Origin of the sequence: uncultured Campylobacter sp., assembly GCF_938045775.1 — a bacterium.
Taxonomy (GTDB): Bacteria; Campylobacterota; Campylobacteria; order Campylobacterales; family Campylobacteraceae; genus Campylobacter_B.
The window spans coordinates 1-5,445 of record NZ_CALIBH010000151.1 but is presented as its reverse complement, the minus strand read 5'-3'; the positions used below and the strand labels follow the sequence as shown (position 1 = coordinate 5,445).

Genomic DNA, 5,445 nt, shown 5'->3' with positions numbered 1-5,445 from the left:
GACTTTTCTTGTCCGCGCTGCAAAAGCTCCGAAATCAGCGTAATCGACGGCGAGGATATGTATCTAATGCGCCTGGTTATTGAATAAAAGAGGGCATTTTCTAGGGGCAATAACTTCCCATATTTTAAATTTAAATCTCTACCATAAGCAAAATTTTATTTCCGCCCAATTCAGATATTATCTATTTTAATTCTTACAAAAACACATCGTCATGTTGATTTTATTTGAAGTCACGATAATATGTAAAATTCTCCTAATAAAAACCATTAATAAAACAACAAATACGTTAAAAATACATGAAATTATTCATATAATTATACGTTAATTTTGTGTTGAATTTTTACTTGAAAATTATAGTTTTCAATATAGAATACCTAGAATTATAGTGTTTTTGCTCCAAAAAATTGAAAAATGATGAACTACTGATATATATTTTCCTATTAATGATTTCTATGTAGTAAACGATTTATAAAAATGAATTTTTTGATTTTATTAATTTAGCATCATTTTTCCATAAATTTTTATGGACGTATTTATTTAAATTATAATAAGTTTATTGTATTGCCCTATTTTGTATCTAAATTTGCAACATTAAATTCAATATAAATCATACTTATATTCTACATTAATTTAATATTGTAATAGTATTGACAATGATTATCTCATCTGATATAATAACGCGAAAATTTTATCAGATTTTAGGAGTTAAATTTTGAAAGTTTTTACTCTCTCTCTCTCTCTCTCTCTCTGAAGCTGCAGCTACCCTACTTTTATTAAGCGCCACAAATCCAGCCATAGCCGACGAGCAAACTAAGCAAAGCGTAAATCTCGGCGAAGTAGAAGTTACCGCAAACAAAATAAGCGAAAATTTAAAGGATGTGCCACAAAGTATCAGCGTCGTAAACGATACTGAGTTACAAGAGCGCGATGTCAAAAACGTCGAGGAGCTGGTAAAAACTATGCCAAACATTACCGGTGTAGGCGGAATGTACGAGGGCATCAGTACTAGAGGACTCAATCCTTCGATATATACGAGTTCTAACCCCGTCACGGTCTATGTCGACGGCGTAGCGCAAAGTAACAAAGACGCAGCCTATATCCCCGTTACAAATATCGATCACGTCGAGGTTTTGCGAGGTCCTAGCAGTGCGATCTACGGCAAAGACTCAATCGGCGGCATCATTAATATCGTTTTAAAAGAGCCGACTAACGAGTGGAGCGGCAGCGTCGGCGCCGAATATGGCTCGCACAAATACATGCTAGGTCTTTTTGAAACCAGCGGCGCGCTGATTGATGATAAACTATTTTTTTTAGGCTTAAACGGCTCGGCGTCCAAAGAGGACGGCTGGATCATCAACGATCTAAACGGAGATAAAGCCAACGACAAGAAAAATTACAATTTCGGACTAAATTTAAAGATAGTGCCGACCGATCGTTTTACGATTAAAATTTACGGCGATCTTTTTCACCGCCAGGACGGCTCGCTCGACGAGCTTTTTATCCCAAAATCGAGATTTGGCAATATCTCAAAAAGCGAAGCCAAGCATATAAACTTAGAAACTCCCGCCCGTGTCAAGCAAACTTCAAGCTCGGGAGCGTTAGATCTAAAATATGAATTTGACAAATTTGACGCGACCTCGGCTACGACCTTTCGTAGAGCCAAAAAAGACGGGCTTTACGACGAGGATTTCGGTAGTAAAATAACCTATCTCGACCCCGATCACTACGGGCTAATTACATTTTTAAATTCTAAAAATGATACCTTCTCCGAGGAGCTTAGATTTAGTAGCGTAGACGAGCAAAGCTTCAAATGGGTCGGCGGGCTTTATTACGAAAACGAAAAGCAAGTCTTCGGCCCGATCGGCGACCAATACGGCGACGGCGGTAGGACGATAGTCGAGGATTGGCCTTCAATCAATCGCGCGCAGACGGCATCGGTATTCGGTCAGATCATCTATCCGATCACGAGCAAATTTGATGCTACGCTTGGCGGCAGGTATCAGCAGATCAGAAAACACACAAAGGTCGATTACTTTTCATACGAGCTGGGACACAATCCCGGTGCGCTCGCGTTTTCGATGGACGAAAAAGCGACATTTAGGACGTTTTTGCCAAAAATCACACTTGGATACGATATCACCGACGAGCTAAATATTTACGCGATGTATTCAAAGGGCTATCTAGCCGGCGGCTTTAATTTCTACACCACCGGCGGCAGCAGGGAGGATAATAAATTTGACGCACAGACGAGCGATGACTACGAGATCGGTGTAAAGGGTTCGTATGAGAGCTTTAGATTTTCTACCGCGCTATTTTATATGGACATCAAGGGCACGCATATATTTTATACCGACCCCAATAACCCCAACATCTACTCAACCGCAAACGCCGATAAATCAAAATCTATGGGTGTGGAATTTGAAGGCGTCGCAAAAGCGAGCAAGGAGCTTGATATAAATTTAGCCGCAAGTCTGCTAAAGACCAAATACGGAGACTATATCAACAAAGACGGCACAAATAATAAAGGTAATAAAATCGAGAAAAACCCCGAGTATAAGCTCTCTTTGGGCGCGTCATACTACGCTCCGATGGGAATTTATACAAGACTGGACGGAAATATGATCGGCAAGACCTACTTCGATGCTCAAAATAAGCTAGCCCAAAAGAGCTATTTTACGGCGGATGCAAAAGTAGGCTACCTAAAAGATGGCTTTGACGTGTATTTTTACGTCAAAAATTTAACCGACAAAGAGTATTTCTCGCACATACGCGACAGAGCGAGTAATGTCTTGATCACCTATGGCAAAGGCAGAACGCTCGGCGTCGGCGTAAGATATAGTTTTTAAATTTAGTAAATTTTATTAAAAGAAAGGATTAAAAATGAGGAAAAGTTTAGCTGCATTGGCAGTTTTAGGTGCATTTAGCGTAACGGGCGCGCATGATTTTTGGCTTGCGGGTCAAAATGACGACAAACTGAGGGTTCGGATCGGATTTGGAGATGGATTTGCCACGTGCGAGCCGATCGATAAGCAGAGGGAGAATAATTTTGAAATCCCCGTAGTCATAGATAAAAACGGCAAAAAAATCGAGCTAAAGCGCACGAGCGAAAACTATAAATTTGAGGGCGAAAAGCAGCCGGAAGGCGTCTATATCATTACCGGGCAATATAAACCGACCTTTTGGACCGAGGATAAAAGCGGCAAATGGCATATGGGCGGCACGAAAGATACTATCAAAGACGCTAAATTTTGCCGTCGCGCCACTATGCTCGCAAAGGGCGTAATCAACACACAAGCAGGCGATCTCATAACTAAGCCCGTGGGTGAGCGACTCGAGCTTGTACCTTTAGAAAATCCGGTAAATTTCAAAGCCAATAAGCCGTTTAAAATTAAAGTGCTATTTGAAGGCAAGCCGCTTGCAAATGCCGCGGTTGAAGGTGCACCGGATGGATTTCTGGAAGATATGAGCGCATTTTATGGTATGACCGACGATAAGGGCGAAATCGAGGTAATGGCGCTAAAGCCGGGCCCTTGGATACTAAAAGCAAGAAATAAACTCGCATTTTCGGATCCAAAGAAATGCGACGAAGAGACGATTATCGCGTCCTTTGCTTTTGAGGTAAAATAGTTTAAATTTGCTCTAAATTTTACTCCGGCTTTTAAATTTAAAAGCCGGAGTACGCTATATTGCGCGGACTTTATAGGTTACGCGCGTAGGCTGCGCTTTTAACTCGTCGCGATTTGCGCATTGTGCTACGACAAGCTTTCCTAGTAAAATTTCAATTTTAGCTTGAATGCTCACTTTTTCATAAATGCTAGCATATTTTTAAAATTCAGCTTCTAATGCCTATTCACCTGAAACAATCCTCGTTCAAAACCAAAAGATTAAATTTAATTCAAATTTTGCTCTATTCAAAATTCCACTCGCGCCCTACTCTTTTTGCGCCGCCGATAAATTCCCTTTGACGATACTCGCAAGCTTTGAGGAATGGCTGCTTTATAGATGATTTTCGTACCTTTTACAAATCTCGTCACGATTGTATTTGTGTATATCCATCTGGAATTTTAGTTGCGCGTTTAGCGTTTAAAAATGTAAAAGCGATTTTAGAGCGTTTACTCGCGCATTTAAAACTCCTAGAAGCCGTCTCGTTCAAAAGCTGCTAAAAATTTGAAACTAGCGCCGATTCTTTAATTTAACAAGGATGTTCGTTTCTAAGTCTAAATTTCAAATTTGCAGTATAGCCTCTAATGTTTTTGGTATGCAGCAATATATTTTCACAACTTTTTACAACTGCTTCCACCTACTGGATACCGCGAAATTTAAATCGGTATTAATTAAATTAAAATTCCATATTGTCTATGATCTCTTTCAGTGCCATAGTGCTCATATGTGTATCGTCGGAAAAATATACGTCCTTTACGGCGCTTTTTATTAGCCTATTTAAAATTTTTTTAGTGTCTACAAATAGATATCGCTTGTTCTCTTCGCGAAGCAGTTCAAAAAAGCGGCTCTTCCCATATTTCTTATCCAAAATATGGTCGTAATACAGATCGTATTTATCTACCATCGGCATAAAATATAGTTTTATGCCGAATCTATCTAAAAGCCCCTGCACTTCATTTAAATTTCTATTTAGCGCTGCGATATTTTCGGCATTTGATTTATCTAGCCCATATAGATCTTCATAATAAAATAATAGTCCGCTTTGATCTTTGGAGGTAAAAAAATCTCCATCCAGCTTCAGATAATACACTTTTGATAAAAAGGCATGATCGTTGAACCTGTAAGCTATGCGATATAAAACACTATTGTAGTTTAATGTATTTATAAAAAATGGCTTTGGGGTTTGTAGATACGATGGAGCACGTTTTTGAGCTATTAAATTTGATCTTTCATTTTTAAATTTATCCAAATCGAATGCAAATCTATCCACCGCTCGTCTTTCGATAGATTCCAGTATGATGTATTTTGGCTTTAATTTTTCTAATAGATCGGAATTTATGAGCGAAAATAGCGTCTTATAATAGTTTTCGTTGATTAGCGGAATATTTAAAACCGTAAGGTTCTTATCGCTTTGAATATAGTCCTGATAATACGGGTTTAGTCCGCCCCCGCCGCCGTTAGAAAAGCTATCGCCTATGGTTATTACATCTACCTGCCTCATTTGAAAATCCGAATCCAAAATATAATGAGTTCTAGGTAGGGTCACTGCCGTTTTTCTAGGGGAATATGAGTTTATCTTATACGATAATCTGCCAAGGTCGCCTATCATCATGCCGTCGTTTCTATCGAAAACCTCTTTTGTTATCAATAGCCATACGAATATATGATATATAACAAAGCAAATCAATACAAAAAAACAAATTTTTAGTTTAGTTTTATAATAATAATTCAAGATAGCATCTCCTAAAAATTAAAATATAAAAATTCAGAAACGGTATTTAG

General features: G+C 38.7%; 3 protein-coding genes. 2 read left to right on the top strand and 1 reads right to left on the bottom strand.

The window, feature by feature from the left end; all coding sequences use genetic code 11:
• Nucleotides 1–878 precede the first annotated feature (878 nt).
• Both Q0238_RS05675 and Q0238_RS05670 read left to right on the top strand, forming a co-directional pair.
• Nucleotides 879–2,846, top strand: a complete 1,968-nt coding sequence (locus tag Q0238_RS05675; RefSeq protein WP_297943796.1) for a TonB-dependent receptor — start codon at nucleotides 879–881, stop codon at nucleotides 2,844–2,846.
• Between the two features lie 34 nt (nucleotides 2,847–2,880).
• The gene (locus Q0238_RS05670) at nucleotides 2,881–3,627 is read left to right on the top strand and encodes a DUF4198 domain-containing protein (protein WP_297943794.1); all 747 of its coding nucleotides are present in this window, start codon (nucleotides 2,881–2,883) and stop codon (nucleotides 3,625–3,627) included.
• Nucleotides 3,628–4,339: 712 nt separating this feature from the next.
• Here Q0238_RS05670 and Q0238_RS05665 read toward each other — a convergent pair.
• Nucleotides 4,340–5,311 carry a hypothetical protein gene (locus Q0238_RS05665; protein ID WP_297943792.1) on the bottom strand — a complete coding sequence of 324 codons (972 nt, stop codon included), beginning with the start codon at nucleotides 5,309–5,311 and terminating at the stop codon, nucleotides 4,340–4,342.
• Between the last annotated feature and the right edge of the window lie 134 nt (nucleotides 5,312–5,445).

Excerpts from the sequence above, each read along its gene's own strand:
- Q0238_RS05670 (WP_297943794.1), top strand. The coding sequence starts at position 2,881 with ATGAGGAAAAGTTTAGCTGCATTGGCAGTTTTAGGTGCATTTAGCGTA.